Annotated in this window: 20 protein-coding genes; 11 read left to right on the plus strand and 9 right to left on the minus strand. The window is 68.6% G+C overall.

All coding sequences use genetic code 11. The features are described 5' to 3' along the window. Positions 1-22: 22 nt before the first annotated feature. On the minus strand, positions 23-1,141 hold the full coding sequence (ald, locus tag AC3IS2_RS00095) for an alanine dehydrogenase (protein ID WP_489198640.1): 1,119 nt from the start codon (positions 1,139-1,141) through the stop codon (positions 23-25). Between the two features lie 152 nt (positions 1,142-1,293). On the opposite strand from ald, the gene AC3IS2_RS00100 reads away from it, so the two are divergent. Then, complete coding sequence (locus AC3IS2_RS00100) at positions 1,294-1,800, plus strand: hypothetical protein (protein ID WP_489198641.1); 507 nt, start codon at positions 1,294-1,296, stop codon at positions 1,798-1,800. A 15-nt stretch (positions 1,801-1,815) separates the two neighbouring features. On the opposite strand, the gene AC3IS2_RS00105 is transcribed toward AC3IS2_RS00100, so the two are convergent. The 4 genes from AC3IS2_RS00105 to nepR are packed head-to-tail and all read right to left on the minus strand — an operon-like array spanning position 1,816 to position 4,577. After that, complete coding sequence (locus AC3IS2_RS00105) at positions 1,816-1,953, minus strand: entericidin A/B family lipoprotein (protein ID WP_489198642.1); 138 nt, start codon at positions 1,951-1,953, stop codon at positions 1,816-1,818. A 39-nt stretch (positions 1,954-1,992) separates the two neighbouring features. Beyond that, complete coding sequence (gene phyK, locus AC3IS2_RS00110; protein WP_489198643.1) at positions 1,993-3,762, minus strand: sensor histidine kinase PhyK; 1,770 nt, start codon at positions 3,760-3,762, stop codon at positions 1,993-1,995. Between the two features lie 3 nt (positions 3,763-3,765). After that, complete coding sequence (locus AC3IS2_RS00115) at positions 3,766-4,374, minus strand: sigma-70 family RNA polymerase sigma factor (RefSeq protein ID WP_489198644.1); 609 nt, start codon at positions 4,372-4,374, stop codon at positions 3,766-3,768. Then, a complete protein-coding gene (nepR, locus tag AC3IS2_RS00120) occupies positions 4,371-4,577 on the minus strand; it encodes an anti-sigma T factor NepR (RefSeq protein ID WP_489198646.1) in 207 nt (68 codons plus the stop codon). Before nepR ends, AC3IS2_RS00115 begins: the two co-directional genes overlap by 4 nt. 194 nt (positions 4,578-4,771) lie before the next feature. Here nepR and phyR point away from each other — a divergent pair, with 194 nt between their 5' ends. After that, a complete protein-coding gene (phyR, locus tag AC3IS2_RS00125; protein WP_489198647.1) occupies positions 4,772-5,566 on the plus strand; it encodes an anti-anti sigma factor/receiver protein PhyR in 795 nt (264 codons plus the stop codon). A gap of 53 nt (positions 5,567-5,619) precedes the next feature. Here the strand turns inward: phyR and AC3IS2_RS00130 are convergent, their stop codons facing one another. After that, complete coding sequence (locus AC3IS2_RS00130; protein WP_489198648.1) at positions 5,620-5,883, minus strand: hypothetical protein; 264 nt, start codon at positions 5,881-5,883, stop codon at positions 5,620-5,622. A gap of 310 nt (positions 5,884-6,193) precedes the next feature. On the opposite strand from AC3IS2_RS00130, the gene AC3IS2_RS00135 reads away from it, so the two are divergent. Next, complete coding sequence (locus AC3IS2_RS00135) at positions 6,194-7,216, plus strand: NADP-dependent oxidoreductase (RefSeq protein WP_489198649.1); 1,023 nt, start codon at positions 6,194-6,196, stop codon at positions 7,214-7,216. 30 nt (positions 7,217-7,246) lie between these two features. After that, a complete protein-coding gene (locus AC3IS2_RS00140; protein WP_489198650.1) occupies positions 7,247-7,654 on the plus strand; it encodes a MaoC family dehydratase in 408 nt (135 codons plus the stop codon). Between the two features lie 95 nt (positions 7,655-7,749). Here the strand turns inward: AC3IS2_RS00140 and AC3IS2_RS00145 are convergent, their stop codons facing one another. Next, positions 7,750-8,544 carry a SapC family protein gene (locus tag AC3IS2_RS00145; protein ID WP_489198651.1) on the minus strand — a complete coding sequence of 265 codons (795 nt, stop codon included), beginning with the start codon at positions 8,542-8,544 and terminating at the stop codon, positions 7,750-7,752. 155 nt (positions 8,545-8,699) lie between these two features. Between AC3IS2_RS00145 and AC3IS2_RS00150 the strand changes: the two genes are divergently transcribed. From AC3IS2_RS00150 to AC3IS2_RS00160, 3 genes are all read left to right on the plus strand, one after another. After that, on the plus strand, positions 8,700-9,194 hold the full coding sequence (locus tag AC3IS2_RS00150) for a Fur family transcriptional regulator (protein ID WP_489198652.1): 495 nt from the start codon (positions 8,700-8,702) through the stop codon (positions 9,192-9,194). A gap of 5 nt (positions 9,195-9,199) precedes the next feature. Further along, on the plus strand, positions 9,200-10,078 hold the full coding sequence (locus AC3IS2_RS00155) for an alpha/beta fold hydrolase (protein WP_489198653.1): 879 nt from the start codon (positions 9,200-9,202) through the stop codon (positions 10,076-10,078). Between the two features lie 74 nt (positions 10,079-10,152). Next, on the plus strand, positions 10,153-10,617 hold the full coding sequence (locus AC3IS2_RS00160) for a hypothetical protein (RefSeq protein WP_489198654.1): 465 nt from the start codon (positions 10,153-10,155) through the stop codon (positions 10,615-10,617). A 4-nt stretch (positions 10,618-10,621) separates the two neighbouring features. Here the strand turns inward: AC3IS2_RS00160 and AC3IS2_RS00165 are convergent, their stop codons facing one another. Both AC3IS2_RS00165 and secA read right to left on the minus strand, forming a co-directional pair. Continuing rightward, positions 10,622-11,785, minus strand: a complete 1,164-nt coding sequence (locus AC3IS2_RS00165) for an aminotransferase class V-fold PLP-dependent enzyme (protein WP_489198655.1) — start codon at positions 11,783-11,785, stop codon at positions 10,622-10,624. 142 nt (positions 11,786-11,927) lie between these two features. Then, the gene (gene secA / locus AC3IS2_RS00170) at positions 11,928-14,780 is read right to left on the minus strand and encodes a preprotein translocase subunit SecA (protein WP_489198656.1); all 2,853 of its coding nucleotides are present in this window, start codon (positions 14,778-14,780) and stop codon (positions 11,928-11,930) included. 263 nt (positions 14,781-15,043) lie between these two features. On the opposite strand from secA, the gene AC3IS2_RS00175 reads away from it, so the two are divergent. The 4 genes from AC3IS2_RS00175 to AC3IS2_RS00190 are packed head-to-tail and all read left to right on the plus strand — an operon-like array spanning position 15,044 to position 17,978. After that, entirely contained in the window at positions 15,044-15,985 is a 942-nt protein-coding gene (locus AC3IS2_RS00175; protein WP_489198657.1) for a peptidylprolyl isomerase, read from the plus strand. Next, complete coding sequence (argJ, locus tag AC3IS2_RS00180; RefSeq protein WP_489198658.1) at positions 15,982-17,355, plus strand: bifunctional glutamate N-acetyltransferase/amino-acid acetyltransferase ArgJ; 1,374 nt, start codon at positions 15,982-15,984, stop codon at positions 17,353-17,355. The genes AC3IS2_RS00175 and argJ overlap by 4 nt, the downstream gene beginning before the upstream one ends. Further along, entirely contained in the window at positions 17,352-17,777 is a 426-nt protein-coding gene (locus AC3IS2_RS00185) for a (deoxy)nucleoside triphosphate pyrophosphohydrolase (RefSeq protein ID WP_489198659.1), read from the plus strand. Before argJ ends, AC3IS2_RS00185 begins: the two co-directional genes overlap by 4 nt. 24 nt (positions 17,778-17,801) lie before the next feature. After that, positions 17,802-17,978: a Flp family type IVb pilin gene (locus tag AC3IS2_RS00190; protein ID WP_489198660.1), complete on the plus strand. Its 177-nt coding sequence runs from the start codon at positions 17,802-17,804 to the stop codon at positions 17,976-17,978. The last annotated feature ends 12 nt before the right edge of the window (positions 17,979-17,990 follow it).

Genomic DNA, 17,990 nt, shown 5'->3' on the forward strand with positions numbered 1-17,990 from the left:
GGGAGGGAGAGTTAGGCGCGGCCTACCCTCGCGCCCAGACGCCGAACGGGTCGCTCCACGGCAGGTCCAGGGCCTCGGCCACGGCGGGATAGGTGATCTCGCCCTTCAGCACGTTGAGGCCGCGCGCCAGATGCGGGTCCTTGCGCAGGGCCTCCAGCCCCTTGTCGGCCAGGGCCAGGCCGAAGGGCAGGGTGGCGTTGTTCAGGGCTTCGGAGCTGGTGCGGGGCGCGGCGCCCGGCATGTTGGCGACGCAGTAGTGGACGACGCCATCGACCACATAGGTCGGGTCCTGGTGGGTGGTCGGCCTGGAGGTCTCGAAACAGCCGCCCTGGTCGATGGCGACGTCGATCAGGACGCTGCCGGGTTTCATGGATTTAAGTTGGTCGCGACGGACGAGGGTCGGGGCCTCGGCGCCGGGGACCAGCACGGCCCCGATGACCACGTCGGCCTTGACCAGTTCCTCTTCGATGGCGCCGATGGAGGAATAGCGGGTGATGACCCGCCCGCCGGTCAATTCGTCGATCTCGCGCATCCGGGGGATCGACCGTTCCAGCACCACGACCTCCGCCCCCAGCCCCATGGCCATGCGCGCGGCGTTCAGCCCCACGACCCCGCCGCCCAGCACCAGAACGCGGGCGGGCGCCACGCCCGGCACGCCGCAGAACAGCAGGCCCATGCCGCCGTTGTGCTTCAACAGGGTCTCGGCGGCGGAAAAGACGGCGATCCGCCCCGCCACCTCGGACATGGGCGCCAGCAGCGGCAGGCCCCCGTTCTTGTCGGTCACCGTCTCATAGGCGATGGCGGCGCATTTCGAGGCCAGCAGCCCCTTCGTCTGCTCCGGATCGGGCGCCAGATGCAGATAGGTGAACAGGATGTGGTCGGGCCGCAGCCGCGCCCATTCGACGGGTTGCGGCTCCTTGACCTTCACGATCATCTCGCTGTCGGCGAAAACCGTCTCAGCGTCGGCGACGATGCTGGCGCCCGCCTTTTGATAGTCGCCATCGGTGAAGCCCGCGCCCAGGCCTGCGCCGGTCTCGATCCGCACCTCATGGCCGTGGGCGACGTATTCGCGCACCGCCGTGGGCGTCAGCCCGACCCGGTGCTCATTGGTCTTGATCTCGCGGGGCACGCCGACACGCATGGGTTTCGTCCCTGAGTTCGTCGCCCTCTGTGCGGGGCGAGGCGAAGGCTAAACCTGACGTCGCGGAACGGCTAGCCGTAACGTCGAAATTCGAACTTGCGCAGCGGCGAGGCGGCGCCCACTTCGTACGGCGACGCTTTGGGGGGACAGGAATGAATGACGATCACGGCCAGACGGCCGTCTGGTTTGGTCTGGCGCTGACGGCGACCTTGGTTGCGGCGCCGGGGCTGGCGGCGGGCGGGTTTCCGCTGCTGCCGCTGTTCCTGGCCGGGGTCGGTCTGACCTGCTGCCTGCACGGCCCCAGCCGTCGCCTGGTCATGGACAAGGCCCTGGCGGTCTTCAGCGGACCCGCGGCCCGCACCCTGGTCCTGCTGGCCGGGGCGATCCTGATGATCCAGGTGCTGCCGTTCGAACTGGCCTTGCTGATGGCCGGCGACGTTCTGGCCTATATGGAGGTGCTCGCCGCCGTCAGCCTGATCGCCGCTCATGCACGGCTGCCGCTGATCCGGGCGCGTTTGCAACGCCGCGTCGAGGCGGCGGTTTTGCCGCTCCGGCGGCGTCTGGCGGCGCGGGCGCCGCGGCCCGTCATGCGCCGACGCAAACCGGCGCGATCTGTTGATGAAGGCCGCGCCGGACACGGGGAACTGGTTTGGGCCTAGGCGGAGGTCACGACCCTAATATTTGACCTCCTTGGCGGCGTCTTCGACGGCCCGGCCGGCGGCCTGGGTGTCCTTTCCGACGCCGGCGACGGTGTTGCAGGCGGCGGTGGTCAGAAGGGCGGCGGCGGCGGCGAGAATGAACAGCTTTCGCATAGGCGGCTCCCGGGTGAAGGCGGCGATCCCCGTCCCAAATCAACGCGGCGGGCGCGGGGCGGTTCTTGCCAAGCTGGCGGCGTCGGCGGGCGTCACCGCCTCGGGGGTCGCAAAGGTGAGGCGGGCGATGGAGCCGCCGCCGGGCGCCTCGACCATTTCCGCATGGCCGCGCAGCTGCTTGGCGAAGGCGCTCATCAGGGTCCGGCCGACCCCTGCCGCAGCGGTCGCCTCGCCCATGCCGGGGCCGTCGTCCTGAACCTCCAGCACGCTGGTGTCGCCGTGGACGTGGAAGCGCACCTGCAGATCGCCGCCGCGCCCGGCGAAGGCGTGCTTCTGGGCGTTGGAGACGGCCTCGACCAGCCACAGGGCCACCGGCGCCAGCTTGTCGGGGTCGATCACCAGGGCGTCGGCCTCGACCGAGCTCGTCACCAGCGGGCCGCGCATGGCCTCGCCGGCCACCAGCTGTCCGACCAGCTCGGTCAGGAAGGCGCGCGAGTCCGCCTCGCGGATGTCCTCGCTCTGGTAGAGGGTGCGGTAGATCAGGGCCAGGGCCGTGATCCGCTGGCGGGTGTCGCCCAGGGCGGCCCGCGCCGCCGGGTCGGCGACCGCCCTCTGCTGCATCGACAGCAGGGACGATATGATCTGCAGATTGTTCTTCACCCGGTGGTGGATCTCGCGCATCAGCGCGTCCTTCTCGTCCAGCGAGTCGAGCAGGGCCTTGTCGCGGCGGGTGATGGTGTCGCCCAGCGTCCCCAGGGTGCGGGCCAGGACGCGGATTTCGGCCGGAGCGTGCTCGGCCTGGATGGGGCGGACCGAGAAGCGGCCGCGGGCGTAGATGGCGGCGACGCGCTCCAGATAGCCGAGCCAGCGGATCACGATCCGCTCGGACAGCAGCATGACGGCGGCGAAGGCCAGGGCCCAGGCCCCGAGAGGCAAGAGGAAGGTGCCGATCGGATTCAACCGCGCCCACGACAGGATGCCCGGCGCCGGGGCCGACAGCAGCACGAACAGATCGCGCCCGGCCAGGGCGGTGCCGGCGTAGACGTGGGATCGGCCTTCGGCGTCGCGGCTCTCGAACAGCGAGGATCGTCCCCGTCGCGCCTCGGCGACCCAGTCGGCCACGGCGCCGCCGCCCCGGCCGGTCAGGTTGAAGACGGCGGGGTCGGTCGAGACCAGGATATGGCCCGCGGCGTCGGTCAGGGCCGACTGGGCGCCCGGCGGCAGGGCCGGATCATGAATATCGGGCTGCAGCGACGTCAGAGGGATCACGGCCGCAATGACGCCCTGGAAGGCGCCCAGGGGGCGCTCCGAGCGGACGGCGACGATGAGGGCGTTCGGATCGTTCGGGGCCCGCTCCATGACCACGTCCTCGCCGCGCCGGAGGCGCTGATACCAGGCCTGGCTGCGGACCTCGGCGCGCGCGTCGGGGGCTGCGTCGCTGCGAGACGCGCACACCTCCTCGCCGGTCGCGCCGTAGCGACGCAGGGCGGAAATGGCGTCCAGCCGGGCGACCAGGGCCGTCAGGCGCGGCTCGCAGTAGAAGCCGACCGCTTCGGGCGCCAGGGCTTGCAGCAGGACCACGGTGCTGTCGATCCGGGCCTTGGCGTCCGCGGCGCTGCGTTCGGCCGCCAGCTGCAGGTCGATGCGGCTGTCTTCTGCCTGGCGACGAAACTCGACCTGGGTCTGGATCGCGCTGAGCAGCAGGATCGGCAACAGGGCCACCGCCATGGCCAGGCCCAGGCGAAAGCGGATGCCCTGGACGCTGGGGCGGCCCAGCTTGCGTCCCAATGCGCGGCCGAACCGCACCATGCGTCAGTCCTGCCTGGCGCCGCTCAGCCTGTCGGCGTCCGCCAGGATCGAGCGCATGGCGTCGCCGGCAGCCTTGCCGTCGCGACCGTAACCGCCCCGCTCCAGCGTCGCTTGCAGCGCCTTGCGCGCGCGCGACACCCGGCTTTTGACCGTGCCGACGGCGCATTGGCAGATCTCGGCCGCTTCCTCGTAGGCGAAGCCCCCGGCCCCAACGAGGATCAGGGCTTCGCGTTGTTCCTCGGGCAGGGTCTTCAGGGCCTGACGCAGTTCGTCCAGGGCGACGGGGGCCTCGGGGTCGTCGACCGCCACCAGGGTCCGCTCGGCGGCTTCCTGATCCAGCTGGGTCTGACGCCACGAGCGGCGCTTTTCCGAATAAAACTGGTTGCGCAGGATCATGAAGGTCCAGGCCTTCATGTTCGTGCCCATCTGATAGCTGGCCCGGGCGTCCCAGGCCTTCATCATCGCTTCCTGGGCCAGGTCGTCCGCCGAGGTGGGGTCGCCGGTCAGGGTGCGTGCGAAGGCCCGCAGATGCGGGATCAGCGTCACCAATTCCTTCTTGAAGGCCGCGTCGTCGGCCGACGGCGGCTTGGGCGGCGCGTTGGAGGTGCTCACTGGCCCCCCTTGGTCGACGACCGCTCGTCGGCCCGCCGCAGGATGTCCAGGAATTCGTCCGGGACCGGCTCGTTGACCACCTGGTCGAACATATGGCGCAGCTTCACGCCGATAGCCTGCTGGCGCAGGCGCACTTCTTCCAGTCCCTGGTCCTTCGACGCGGGCGCGTCGGGACGCGGGCTGGTGTCTTTCGAATCAATCATGGAGTTCCGGCCGCCGCCCAAGCCTTGAGGCATCGTTCATCGAAGCGGAAAACGCCGCCTCGGTCGAACGGTTCCTAGTCCTGTGCATTTTTATGCTCAAGCTTGAAGCGGCGACGGGAACCGTTGCGGATTTGATACGTTGATTGGAGTCGCTGCGCCCTCGGGTCGAGGGCCCTAACCGTCGGGGAAATTGTATGAGTCTTCTGGCTAGGCTTGCGCCGCATCTGCCCTACGTCCGCCGCTACGCGCGCGCCCTGACCGGGGACCAGAGCACGGGCGACAACTATGTTCGTGTCGCTCTGGAGGCGCTGGCCGCGGGCGAGCGTCAGCTGCCGACCGACATGACGCCGCGCGTGGCCCTCTATCACGTCTTCCACGCCATCTGGTCGTCGACGGGGGCCCAGCTTGAGGACGGCAGCGGCCTGGAAGGCGGCGACGACGCCTCGCGCCGTCTGATGCGGATTTCGCCGCGTTCGCGCCAGGCCTTTCTGCTGACCGCGCTGGAGGGGTTCACCCCGTCCGAGGCCGCGCAGATTCTCAGCGTTGATCCGCGCACCGTGGAGCGCCTGATCTCTGAGGCCCAGTCCGACATCGACGCCGAACTGGCCACCGACGTCCTGATCATCGAGGACGAGGCCATCATCTCGGCCGACATCGAAAGCCTGGTCAAGGAGTTGGGCCACCGCGTCACCGGCACCGCCACCACCCACGACGAAGCGGTGGACGCCGTGACCCGCCACCGCCCCGGCCTGGTCCTGGCCGACATCCAGCTGGCCGACGGTTCGTCGGGCATCGACGCGGTCAAGGACATCCTCAAGCGGTTCGACGTGCCGGTCATCTTCATCACCGCCTTCCCCGAGCGGCTGCTGACCGGCGAACGGCCCGAGCCGACCTTCCTGATCACCAAGCCCTTCCAGCCGGAAACGGTGAAGGCGGCCATCAGCCAGGCGCTGTTCTTCCATCCTTCGCGCCAGAAACAGGCCGCCTGAGCTCAGGCGCGCCGACCCGGCCCCGATGGTTCGCCGTCGGGGCCGTTTTCAATTCAGGTCGCCGGCGTGGGCGGCGGATTTCCGTCGACGGCGGCCGTCTCGGCGGGGCGTCGGTCAGCGTCGGGATTGACGGTCTGGAAGCCGCCGTTGCTGAGCAGCCACATCCCCAGGAGCAGGACGGCGGTCGCCCCGCCCGACAGGATCAGCAGCCACAGGATGCGCACGCCGCCCCGGCCCTGACGGACATACTGGGCTTCGATCGGCGCGTGGTGTTCGACGGCGTCGGCGGAGTGGGAGTGGGGATCCTGATGGGTCATCGCGCTCTCCGAGTCAGAAGTCTGCCTAGGAAACGCGGGCCGCGGCGCTGCCGTTCCGGTCGAGAGGGACGGGCGATTTATTCCCGCGTCGCGGGGGAACCCGCGATGCCAGCCGTCGTTATGCCAGAGCGGAGACGGCGAAGCCCCCCGACTTATGACTGGCTCGCCAGTCTGCCGGCTCCGCGCCTCATTCTCGATGATGCCACCTCAAGCGGACCCGAAACGGTCCGCTTTTTTCTTGGGAGGCCTCGACAGAGGCGCGGCATGCCGCACTATAGAGTTCTTAAAGAAAACGCATCGGAGACGCGCCATGGCCCTTCGCAATCGTCAGTGGGTTCTTCGCCAACGCCCCAAGGGGCTGATTCAGGACGGCGATCTGGAACTGATCGAGTCGCCCGTGCCGGATCTGAAGGACGGCGAGGTGCTGGTTCGCACCGTCTATCTGTCGCTGGATCCGACCAACCGCACCTGGATGAACGATTCCGAGGGCTATCTGCCGCCGGTGGGCCTGGGCGAGGTCATGCGCGGCCTGACGCTGGGCGTGGTCGAGCAGTCGAAGTCCGAACGCTTCAAGGACGGGGACGTGGTCACGCCCCTGTCGGGCGGCTGGGCCGACTATGCGGTGGTGCATGAGCAGGGGCTGCGTCCGGTGCACCGCGCGCCGGGAATGCCGCTGACGGCCAATCTGTCGGTGCTGGGGATGACCGGCCTGACCGCCTATTTCGGCGTCACTGACGTGCTGAAGGCCAAGGCCGGCGAGACCCTGGTGATCTCGGCGGCGGCGGGGGCGGTCGGCTCCATCGCCGGCCAGGTGGCCAAGCAGCGCGGCGCCCGCGTCATCGGCATCGCCGGCGGGCCGGACAAGTGCCGCTGGCTGACCGAGGAGCTCGGCTTCGACGCCGCCGTCGACTACAAGAACGAGGACGTCGGCGCGGCGCTGGACCGTCTGGCACCCAACGGCGTCGACCTCAATTTCGAGAACGTCGGCGGCGACATCATGATCGCGGTGTGGAACCGGCTGAACGTCCATGCCCGCATGGCCGTCTGCGGCCTGATCTCGTCCTACAACGCCACGCGGATGCCGCCCTCGCCGAACTTCAGCCGCATCATCACCCACCGCCTGAACGTCCAGGGCTTCCTGGTGCTCGACTACGCCCACCGGGCCCGCGAGATGGTCGCGGAGATGGGGCCGTGGCTGGCGGACGGGAAGATCCAGTGGAAGGTCCACGTCGATGACGGCCTGGAAGGGGCGGTCACGTCGTTGAACCGCTTGTTCACCGGCGACCATGACGGCAAGCTGCTGGTGCGGGTGTCGGAAGAACCCGCCGCCTGAGGCCAGGCGTCAGGACAGGAAGCCCGCCGGATGACCGAACCTCTGCACGTCCATTTCGAGGATCTCGAGGTCGGCCAGGTCATCCCCCTGGGCGCTTGCGCTGTGGACGCCGAGGCCCTGGACGTCTTCGCCGAACGCTTCGCGCCGGGGTGGGACGTCGCCTACGGCGCGCCGGACGCCCTGGTCTACGCCCTGTGGAGCCGGCTGTCGGTCGAGAAGGCGGGCGGCTGGGCCGGAGCCAAGATGCTGGCGGTCGACGGCCTGCGCTTCCTGCGCAATCCGCCGCCGGGCGAACTGCTGCGCGGGCGGCTGACGGTGATGGGCAAGGACCCGGTAGGCGACGAGAAGGGCCTCGTCATCGCCCAGCACGACCTGCTGGACGAGGCGGGGCGGCTGGTCTTCTCCTGCCTGACCCGCGGCCTGATCGCCCGGCGCTGAATACAGAAAAACGCCCCGCCAGTTTCCTGACGGGGCGTTTTCATTGCATTCAAAGCGGCCTCAAGCAGCGCGAATGCGCGGTAGGCCCCTGAGAATTATGCGTTGGCGGCGGCCGGGGTTTCGGCGGCGGCGCGCGTGAAGGCCATGGCGATCAGGCGGTCCCAGCCCAGCAGCGACACCAGGTGGGCGTAGATCTGGCCCAGGGCGCCGTTGTCGCGCAGCTCGACCAGCTTGTCGGCCGGCAGGGCCTTCAGCTTGTCTTCCGAGACGGCGAAGTATTCGGCCAGCTTCTGAACCTGACCGGCCGAGCCGTCCGGGTTGCGCGGGGTGAAGGAGGCTTCGCGGGTTTCGAACAGGTCCAGGTCGATCAGCAGCTTGACGAAGGACTCCGTGCGCAGGCGCTCCTGCTCGAAGTTGTTGCAGAACTCCATCGCGTTGTTGACGTAGTCGCTGGGCTGGCCGTTCTCGAACAGCGGAACCTCGCCGTTCTCGCCGACGAAGGCCGCGCCGCGGTCGATGCACAGAATCATGCGGTTCTGCCCTTCGTCGTTGGCGAAGACGAACGGATAGCGGCGCACATAGGCGGGGATGTAGGCGTCGGGACGGAAGTCGCCGTCCTGGATGAACAGGTTGTCGTTCTGGCGCAGACCCATGGCCACGACCGGCTGCTTCAGATCGCCGACGAAGACGATCGGATAGGACAGGGCGGCGGGCGCGAACTCGGTCACGGTCAGCGGCACGATGTTGGTCTGGGCGACGAAGGCGTAGGGCTTGTCGGCCGGCGTCACGCCCAGCTTGCCGTGGGCTTCGAGCGAAATCGGCTCCGGCTGCGTGTAGAACAGGACGTTGCCGGACAGGGCGCCGGACGCTTGGGACGTGGTGTCGGTCATGTTGGTACGGATCGGCTCTGAACAGAAAGGTCGGGCCTTCTAGCCTATGGTCGAGCGCGCGGCAAACGCGACGGTTCGGTGAACGCCGGACGCGGATGGGCCGCGCGGCGTCGGCGCCGGTTGCGGCGCGGCCTCGGACCCCTTAGCTGTGAGGCATGGGCGCCGCTTGCGATCACGATCATGCCGACAGCCGACCCGGCCCCGCCGAGGTTGAACGGGCGCTGGCGTCCGTAGAGGCCCAGTGCGCGGTCGAGGGCGAGCGCATGACCGCGCCGCGCCGTCGTGTGCTGGAGTTGCTGCTGGCGGCGGGCGAGCCGGTCAAGGCCTATGACCTGATCGCCCGTTTCGGCGTGGACGGCCAGGCCGCCAAGCCGCCCACCGTCTATCGCGCCCTGGAGTTTCTGGAGCGTCGGGGGGTGGTCCACCGCATCGCCTCGATCAGCGCCTATGTCGCCTGCACCGCCAACGCGGACGACAGCCGGACCCATGCCGCCGCCTTCCTGATCTGTGACTGCTGCGGCGCGACCGAGGAGGTCGCCGTGGCCGGGGGCGACGCCTTCGCCGAGGCGGCCGCCTCGGCCGGCTACGCCATCGAGCGCACCACGATCGAGGGCCACGGCCGCTGCCCGGCCTGCCGCGTGGCGGCCTGACGCCGATGGACGCCCTGGCCCTGTCGGCGCCGCGTCGTCTGACGGTTCCCATCGACAACCGCTGGGGCGGGGGCGACATGGCCGTTCTCGACTTCGGCGATCCGGAGCGTCCGGTCGACCTGGTCTTCGCCCACGCCAACGGCTTCAACGCCTGGACCTATCGCGCCCTGCTGCAGCCCTTGTCGGGAGCCCTGCGCATATGGGCGCCCGACCTGCGCGGGCATGGCCGGACCCGTCTGCCCGCCCGGCCCGAGGGGCGGCGCAGCTGGAAGGATCACCGCGACGACCTGATCGCGCTGCTGGACGCCGTCGACGGCCCGCCGGTGGCCCTGGCCGGTCATTCCATCGGCGGGACCAGCGGCCTGATGGCGGCGGCGGAACGGCCCGAGCGGGTGTCGCGCCTGTTGTTGCTGGACCCGGTGATCTGGCGCCGCGAGATGGTGCTGGCGATGAACCTGCCCCTGGTCGGGCGGCTGGCCGAGCGTAATCCCATCGTGGCCGGCACGCGCAGACGCCGCGCCCTGTTCGACAGCCGCGAGCAGGCACTGGCCGGCTATCGCGGGCGGGGCGCGTTCAAGGGCTGGCCCGACATGATGCTGGCCGACTATCTGGTCGATGGGCTGCACGAGACGGATCAGGGTTTCGAACTGACCTGCGCCCCGGCCTGGGAGGCCTCGAACTACGCCGCCCAGGCGCACAATCCGTGGCGCGCGTTGAAGCGCTACCCCGGCGCAGTGCGTATCCTGAAGGCCGAAATCGGCAGCCTGTGCGCCGCGTCCACGTCCGGACCGCTGCAGGTGGAAACGGTCGCGGGCGGCGGGCACCTGTTTCCCATGACCCATGCCGATGTGGCGCGCGACGCCCTGCTCGACCTCGCGGTCTAGGGTCTTCGTCGCCGACTTCAGGATGCGCGCCCTGGGGGTTGTCGTCGGGCCGTTCGGTGCTAGGCCTGAGGGCGATGTCGTCGCCCGCCGCCCCGTCCGCTCTGCCGCGTATCCTTCTGGGGTCGCTGATCGGCGCTGTGATCGGCCTGATCCTGCTGGCGCTGGGCCTAGTCATTCTATGGAAGGCGGCCGCTCCAGGGGGATCGACGGCGGCGGCGGACGTCGCGCTGGCGCCGCCCGCGCCTGCAGCGACAGCCCGGTCTGAGGCAAAAGCGGTTTCGCCCGTGTCCTATCCGGCGGTGGGGCCGGGAGAACCTCCTCCGGCCCAGGCCCCGGTCGAGGCGCCGCCAAAGGCCGCGACCTCGATCTGGCGCTCGATCTTCGACGACGGGGACGGTCAGGGCGCGGCCGTCGCCGAGGCTGACACTGCGCCGCCGCGCGCCGCCCCTCCCGCATCGCCTTCGCGGCCCGCGCCGCGACCGTCCGCCCCCCGACGCCCGCCCGAGGCGCAGCGTCAGGACGACAGCCTGTTCTTCTGAGGCTTTAGTCCAGGCGGGCGCAGGCGTGGATCAGTCGTTCCACGTCCTCGTCGGACTGATAGAGGCTGAAGCCGAAGCGGATCACGTCGTCGCGCACGTCGGTGACCACGTTCATGTGCTGCAGGTCGGCCTTCCAGCGCGACGCCTCGTCCGAGCGCAGGGCCAGGAAGCGGGCGCGCGGCGCCTCGCCCTCGACCGGGTTGAGGATCTCGGCCTGCGACAGGGCGCCGGCCTCGCCGCCCCGGACCGCCGCCTGGAACCGGGCCTGCAAGCCCCGCGCATGGGCGGCGACGTCGGCGGTGGTCAGGCCCTGCTCGTCCAGCATCCGGCGCACGGCGTTGAAGCGGTAAAGCGCGCTGACGTCGAAGGTGGCGCCCCAGAAACGGCCGCCGTCGGTGCGGTACTGGACCCCGCCGGGCGGGCCTTCCAGATGGCCGAACTCGGCGAACCAGCCGGTGATGACCGGGCGCGGGCAGAAGCCGGGCGGGGAATGCAGGAAGCAGGCGCCTTCGCCCGCCATGGCGTATTTGTAGCCGCCGGCCAGATAGAAGACCTTATCCGCTGTCGCCGACAGGTCGGTCGGCGTCGCCATGAAGCCGTGATAGCCGTCGACCACCACCCACGGCCCCGCCGGGTCGGCCAGGGCCGCCAGTTCGGCGACCGCGTCGAACACCTGGCCGGTGCGGAAGAAGACCTGGCTGACCAGGATCAGGTCATGCCCGCCCGCCCGCGCCGCCGCGACGAAACGCTCGGCGAAGGTGGCGAAGGGATGCAGGGGCACGCGCGTGACCACGGCCTCGCCGGCTTCCTCCCAGCGCTCGGACTGGCGGCGGAAGGAATGGAACTCGCCGTCGGTGGACAGGATGCGCACCGGCTTCTTCTCGACGCCCGAGACCAGGCGGATCAGCAGGTCATGGGTGTTGGAGGTGAAGATCAGGCTGTCGGGCGACGGCAGGTTCAGCTCTTTCGCCACATGACCTTGCGCCTCGGGAATGACCTCGCCGAATACCAGGTCCCACTTGCGGTCGGCGAAGCGGTTGGCCTCGGCCCAGGCCTGGACCTGGGCGTCGAAGCTGGCGTCGGGCCACAGGTGATGGCTGTGGGCGGCGAAATGCAGCCGCTCGGGATCCAGACCCAGGGCGCGCGAGAAGAGGGGCTTGTAGCTCATGTCTCGACCTTACTCGGATCGTGCATCCACCCAACAGAAAAGAGGCGGACCCGCCATGCGAGCCCGCCTCTCTCAACCCAGGTGTTTGGCGCTCAAGCAGCGAGCGACCGCGTCGCGAGCGTAGCGCCGCGCGGCAGCGCGCCTAGATCAAACTGCCGTGGCAGTGCTTGAACTTGCGGCCCGAATGGCAAGGGCAGTCGGCGTTGCGGCTGGTGCGTTCCCAGCCGACGGGCAGGGCCTCGACCGGCAGCTTCGAGCGGTCGTCGCCGGTCAGCATGCCTTCCGGGTTCTGGGCCGACGGATTGGTCATTTCGTTCTCGCCGGTGCCGGGGTTCAGGTGGATTTCCTGGAACTCGGGCATCTCCATGGCCGGCGGCGCCTCGAAGCGGAACTCGACCGTCATCAGCCAGCGGGTGACGTTGTGGCGCAGGTCGTGCAGCAGCGTCTCGAACAGGTTGAAGGCTTCGGTCTTGTATTCGTTCAGCGGATCGCGCTGGCCGTAGCCGCGCAGGCCGATGACGCCGCGCAGGTGGTCCAGATGGACCAGGTGCTCGCGCCACTGCATGTCGATCATCTGCAGCATGAACTGCTTTTCCAGACCGCGGGTCTGGTCGGCGCCGATCATCTCCAGACGTTCGGCGGCGCGGGCGTCGGCGGCGGCGTTGATGCGCTCCTCGATCTCTTCGTTCGAGACGCCTTCCTCGGCGGCCCAGTCCTTGAGCGGCAGCTCCAGACCCAGGGTCGAGCGGACCTTCTCGTCCAGCCCTTCCATGTCCCACTGCTCGGCATAGGCCTTGGGCGGCATGTAGCGCTCGACCAGGTCGGAGACGACGTCCAGACGGAAGTCCGTGACCAGTTCCGACAGGTCCTCGGAGTCCATGAACTCCTGGCGCTGTTCGAACACGGCCTTGCGCTGGTCGTTCACGACGTCGTCGTACTTCAGCACGTTCTTGCGCATGTCGTAGTTGCGCGCTTCGACCCGCTTCTGGGCGGTTTCGACGGCGCGGTTCAGCCAGGGGTGGCTGATGGCCTCGCCTTCGGCCACGCCGAAGCTGCGCATGATCGAGTCCAGACGGTCGCCGGCGAAGATGCGCAGCAGGTCGTCTTCGCACGACAGGTAGAATTTCGAGGTGCCGGGGTCGCCCTGACGGCCGGTGCGGCCGCGCAGCTGGTTGTCGATGCGGCGGCTTTCGTGGCGCTCGGTGCCGAGGACGAACAGGCCGCCGGCGGCCAGGGCCGTTTCGCGGTGGACGGCGATCTCGGACTTGTACTCGGCCTCCACGACGGCCAGCATCTCGGGCGTGACCTCAATGGCCAGGTTGCGCTGGTCCTGGGTCCAGCGCTGGATGCGCATTTCCAGGTTGCCGCCCAGCTGGATGTCGGTGCCGCGGCCGGCCATGTTGGTGGCGATGGTCACTGCGCCCGGCAGACCGGCGTCGGCGACGATATAGGCTTCCTGTTCGTGCTGACGCGCGTTCAGGACGTTGTGCGGGATGCCGCGGCCGGTGACGTAGGTGATGTCATAGGCGTCGTCGCCGACCTTCTGGGCCTCCTTCTCGCGGCCGGCGTATTCGGCCTTGAGGGTGCGGCCAGTCTCGACCTTGTAGTCATAGGTGTTGAGGACCTCGGACAGTTCCTCGGACTTCTCGATCGAGACGGTGCCGACCAGGATCGGCTGGCCGCGCACATGGCAGTCGGCGATCTGGGCGGCGATGGCCGCGTTCTTTTCCTTGAAGGTGCGATAGACCTCGTCGTCATAGTCCTTGCGCAGGACCGGACGGTTGGTCGGCACTTCCAGGACGTCCATCTTGTAGATGTCGAGGAATTCCTGGGCCTCGGTCGCGGCCGTGCCGGTCATGCCGGACAGCTTCTCGTAGAGGCGGAAGTAGTTCTGGATGGTCACCGAGGCCAGGGTCTGGTTCTCGGGCATGATCTTGACGTCTTCCTTGGCCTCGATGGCCTGGTGAAGACCTTCGGACAGGCGACGGCCCGTCATCATGCGGCCGGTGTATTCGTCGATCAGGACGATCTCGCCGCCCTTGATGATGTAGTCCTTGTCGCGCTGGTACAGGGTGTTGGCGCGCAGGGCCTGATTGGTGTGGTGGACCAGGCTGACGTTGGCCGGGTCATAGAGGTCGTTGGTGTCCTCGGCGAAGTGGCCGCCGGCCTCCAGCATCTGCTCGATGCGTTCCGAGCCCAACTCGGTCAGCAGGGCCTGGCGCTGCTTTTCGTCCAGGTCGAAGGTGGCCTTGTCCTGGATCAGCTCTTTCACGATCGCGTCGACGATCTTGTAGAGGTCCGAACGGTCCTCGGTCGGGCCCGAGATGATCAGGGGGGTGCGCGCCTCGTCGATCAGAATGGAGTCGACTTCATCGACGATGGCGAAGTGGTGGCTGCGCTGCACCATCTCGCGACGGTCATAGACCAGATTGTCGCGCAGATAGTCGAAGCCGAATTCGTTGTTGGTGCCGTAGGTGATGTCGGCGTTGTAGGCCGCCTGACGCTGACCCTGCGACAGACCATTGACGATGACGCCGACTTCCAGGCCCAGGAAGCGGTAGATCTTGCCCATGGTCTCGGCGTCGCGGCGCGCCAGATAGTCGTTGACGGTGATGACGTGGACGCCCTTGCCCGCCAGGGCGTTCAGATAGACCGGGGCCACGGCCACCAGGGTCTTGCCTTCGCCGGTCCGCATTTCGGCGATGCCGCCTTCATGCAGGATCATGCCGCCGGCCAGTTGCACGTCGTACTGACGCTGGCCCATGACCCGCTTGGAGGCCTCGCGCACCACGGCGAAGGCTTCGTTCTGCAGCTTGTCCAGGCTCTCGCCGGCCTCGATGCGGTCCTTGAAGGTCTGCGTCATCATGCGCAGTTCGTCGTCCGAGAAGGCCTCGAACTTGGATTCCAGGGCGTTGATCTTTTGCGCCTGGGCCTGGAAGGCCTTGACCTTGCGGTCGTTGGAGGAGCCGAGGATTTTCTTGGCGAAGCCGAGCATGGGCGATCCGGTAAAGGCGGTCGAGCGGCTGAAGGCTCTGAAACAGGAAGCGTCGTGATCTAGAAGGCCCGGATCGACGCCGGTCCCAACGACCCCCGAAATACGAGGCGTGCGCAGGGGCCGCGCAGACGATCGAAAACCCCTCGACTTGGGCGCAGCCGGGACTTAAGCACCGCCCTAACCCCTGTCAACGCGAGGGGTTTTCACGGGCCTGCCGAGACAGGCCCTCAGGACCCTGTTTTCGCCCCTGCCCGGAGCGCCTGATGCGTCTTTCGCGTCCCTCCTTTCGAACCCTGCGGCCCGTGCTGGCGTCGGCCTTGCTGGCCCTGACGCTGACGGCCGCCTGCGGGCGCGGCGACGCGGAGACCCCGCCGGAAAAAGACGATCTGATCGTGGCGCGGGTGCTGGACCGTTCGGTCTGGGCCTCGGACGTGCGTCGTGAAGCGGTGGCGCAAGGCCTGGTCGGCGAGGGCGACCCGCTGGACGTCAAGTCCGAGCTGTTCCGCCGCGTCCTGGACGAGGTGGTCGATCAGAAGCTGCTGGCCGCCGAGGCCCGCCGTCGCGGTCTGGACAAGAACCCCGCCGCCCAGCGCCGGCTGGAAGCGGTGCACGAACGCATCCTCGGCGACATGCTTGTGGAATCCGTGGTCAGCGGCGCCGTGTCCGATCAGGCGGTCGAACGCCTCTATCAGGAGCAGCAGCGCCGGGCGCAGACAACCGAGGAGGTCCGGGTCCGCCTGATCCTGTCGCACACCAAGGAACAGGCCGACGCCGTGGTCGGCGTCCTGGGCCAGGGCGCCGCCTTCGAGGCCGTGGCCGCCCAGCGCTCGGTCGACGACGCCACCCGCTATTCCGGCGGAGACCTGGGCTATTCGACGCTCGACGTCCTGCCCGACGCCTACGCCGCCGCCGTGCGGGGTCAGGCACCGGGTGCCGTGGTTGGTCCGGTTCAGGGCGAAGGCGGCTGGGCCGTGCTGCGCGTCGAGGATCGCCGGCTGGAGACCCCGCCGACCCTGGATCAGGCCCGCCCTCTTATTGTCCGCTACCTGACCTACGAGGGCGTGCGCCAACTGCTGGAGCAACTTCGCGGCAAGGCCGCGGTCGAGGTCTTCCTCAATCCCGCCAAACCGGCCGCCAGGCCGGCTCCTCCCGTTGCAGCGGCGCCAGCCGCTCCCGTCACTCCCGCCGGAACCGCCGCCTCATGAACCGTCCGCCCGTGTCCAAGTCCGGTTCGACCGGCCAGATGATCGAATCCGCCATCGAAAAGGCGCTGGACCCCCTGGCCTCGGCCCTGAAGCGCGCCACCCAGCCGGCCGCCGCCAAGCCCGGCAAGCCGGGCCTGATGATCTCGCCCCTGGCCGTGCCCTTCCCGACCATTCCGCCCATCGGCGGGGTCGAGATCGCCACCGCCCGCGCCGGCTTCTACAAGCACGAGCGCGACGATCTGGTGGTCTTCCACTTCCCTGAGGGGGCCTCCTGCGCCGGCGTCTTCACCCGCCACAAGGTCGGCTCGGCCCCCGTCGACTGGTGCAAGCGTCAGCTGGACGCCGACAAGGGCGGCGAGGGGGTCAAGGCCCTGGTCGTCAACGCCGGCTGCGCCAACGCCTTCACCGGCAAGGCCGGGGCCGACGCCGCCCGCCGCACGGCCTCAGAGGTCGCCAAGCGCTTCGACTGCCGCCAGCGCGACGTCATGCTGGCCTCGACCGGGGTCATCGGCGTGGTGCTGGACGAGAAGAAGATCACCGCCCGCCTGCCCGACATCGAAGCCGGACTGAAGGCCGACGCCTGGGCCCAGGCGGGCCTCGGCATCATGACCACGGACACCTTCCCCAAGGGCTCTTACGCGGAATGTGAGATCGAGGGCGTCAAGGTCAGGATCGCCGGCATCGCCAAGGGCTCGGGCATGATCGCGCCCGACATGGCGACCATGCTGGGCTTCATCGTCACCGACGCGAACATCGCCCCGCCGGTGCTGAAGGCCCTGCTGAACCTGCACGTCCGCACCACCTTCAACAGTGTGACCGTGGACGGCGACACCTCGACCAATGACACGGCCCTGCTGTTCGCTACCGGCGCCTCGGGCGCGCCGCGCATCGGTCGGGTCGGCGACCGCCGCCTGAAGGACTTCTCCGCCGCTCTGGACCGGGTCATGCTCGACCTGGCCCACCAGCTGGTCAAGGACGGCGAGGGCGCGACCAAGTTCGTGCGCGTCACCGTGGACGGCGCCGCCAGCCCCGCCTCGGCCCGCAAACTGGCCAAGTCGATCGCCGACAGCCCCCTGGTCAAGACCGCCATCGCCGGCGAGGACGCCAACTGGGGCCGCATCGTCATGGCCGTGGGCAAGACCGAGGAAGCGGTCGACCGCGACCGTCTGGCGATCAATTTTGGTCCCCACGTCGCCGCCGTCGACGGGGCGCCTTCGCCGACCTACGACGAGGCGAAGATGAGCGCCTATATGAAGAACGCCGAGATCGACATCACCGTCCACGTCGGTTCGGGCCGGGCCTCAGCCACGGTCTGGACCTGCGATCTGACCAAACGCTACATCGAGATCAACGGGGACTATCGCTCGTGAGCGAGGCGCCCGCTGTCCCCACCGTCCCCACCGTCCTCGTCGTCGCCGTCGCCCTGGTCGATCCCGACGGCCGCGTCCTGATCGCCAAGCGGCCTGAGGGCAAGCAATTGGCCGGACTGTGGGAGTTTCCCGGCGGCAAGGTCGAGCCGGGCGAGCGGCCGGAAGCGGCCCTGATCCGCGAGCTGAAGGAAGAGCTGGACATCGACGTGAACGAGGCCTGCCTGGCCCCCTTCGTGTTTACCAGTCACGCTTACGATTCCTTTCACCTCTTGATGCCACTGTATCTGTGCCGGCGCTGGTCCGGCGTGGTCACGGCCCGTGAACACGCGGGTCTGGCCTGGGTGAAGCCGAACAAGTTGTCGGACTATCCCATGCCGCCGGCCGACGAACCCCTGGTCGCCTGGTTGCGCGACCTGCTCTGATCAGGCGCCGAGGGAGGGGCCGGGATGCGACGTTTCATCGGCCGTTTCTATCGCGACGACAGCGGCGCCACCGCCATTGAATACGGCCTGATCGCCGGCCTGGTCTTCCTGGCCATCGTCGCCGCCGTGGGCGCCTTCACCTCGAAGGCGGTGGGCATGTTCGAGTGGTTCGGCAACATCATCAGCACCGCGATCAGCTAGGGCCGCCGCGTT

It is taken from the genome of Brevundimonas sp. KH_025 (assembly GCF_057839885.1).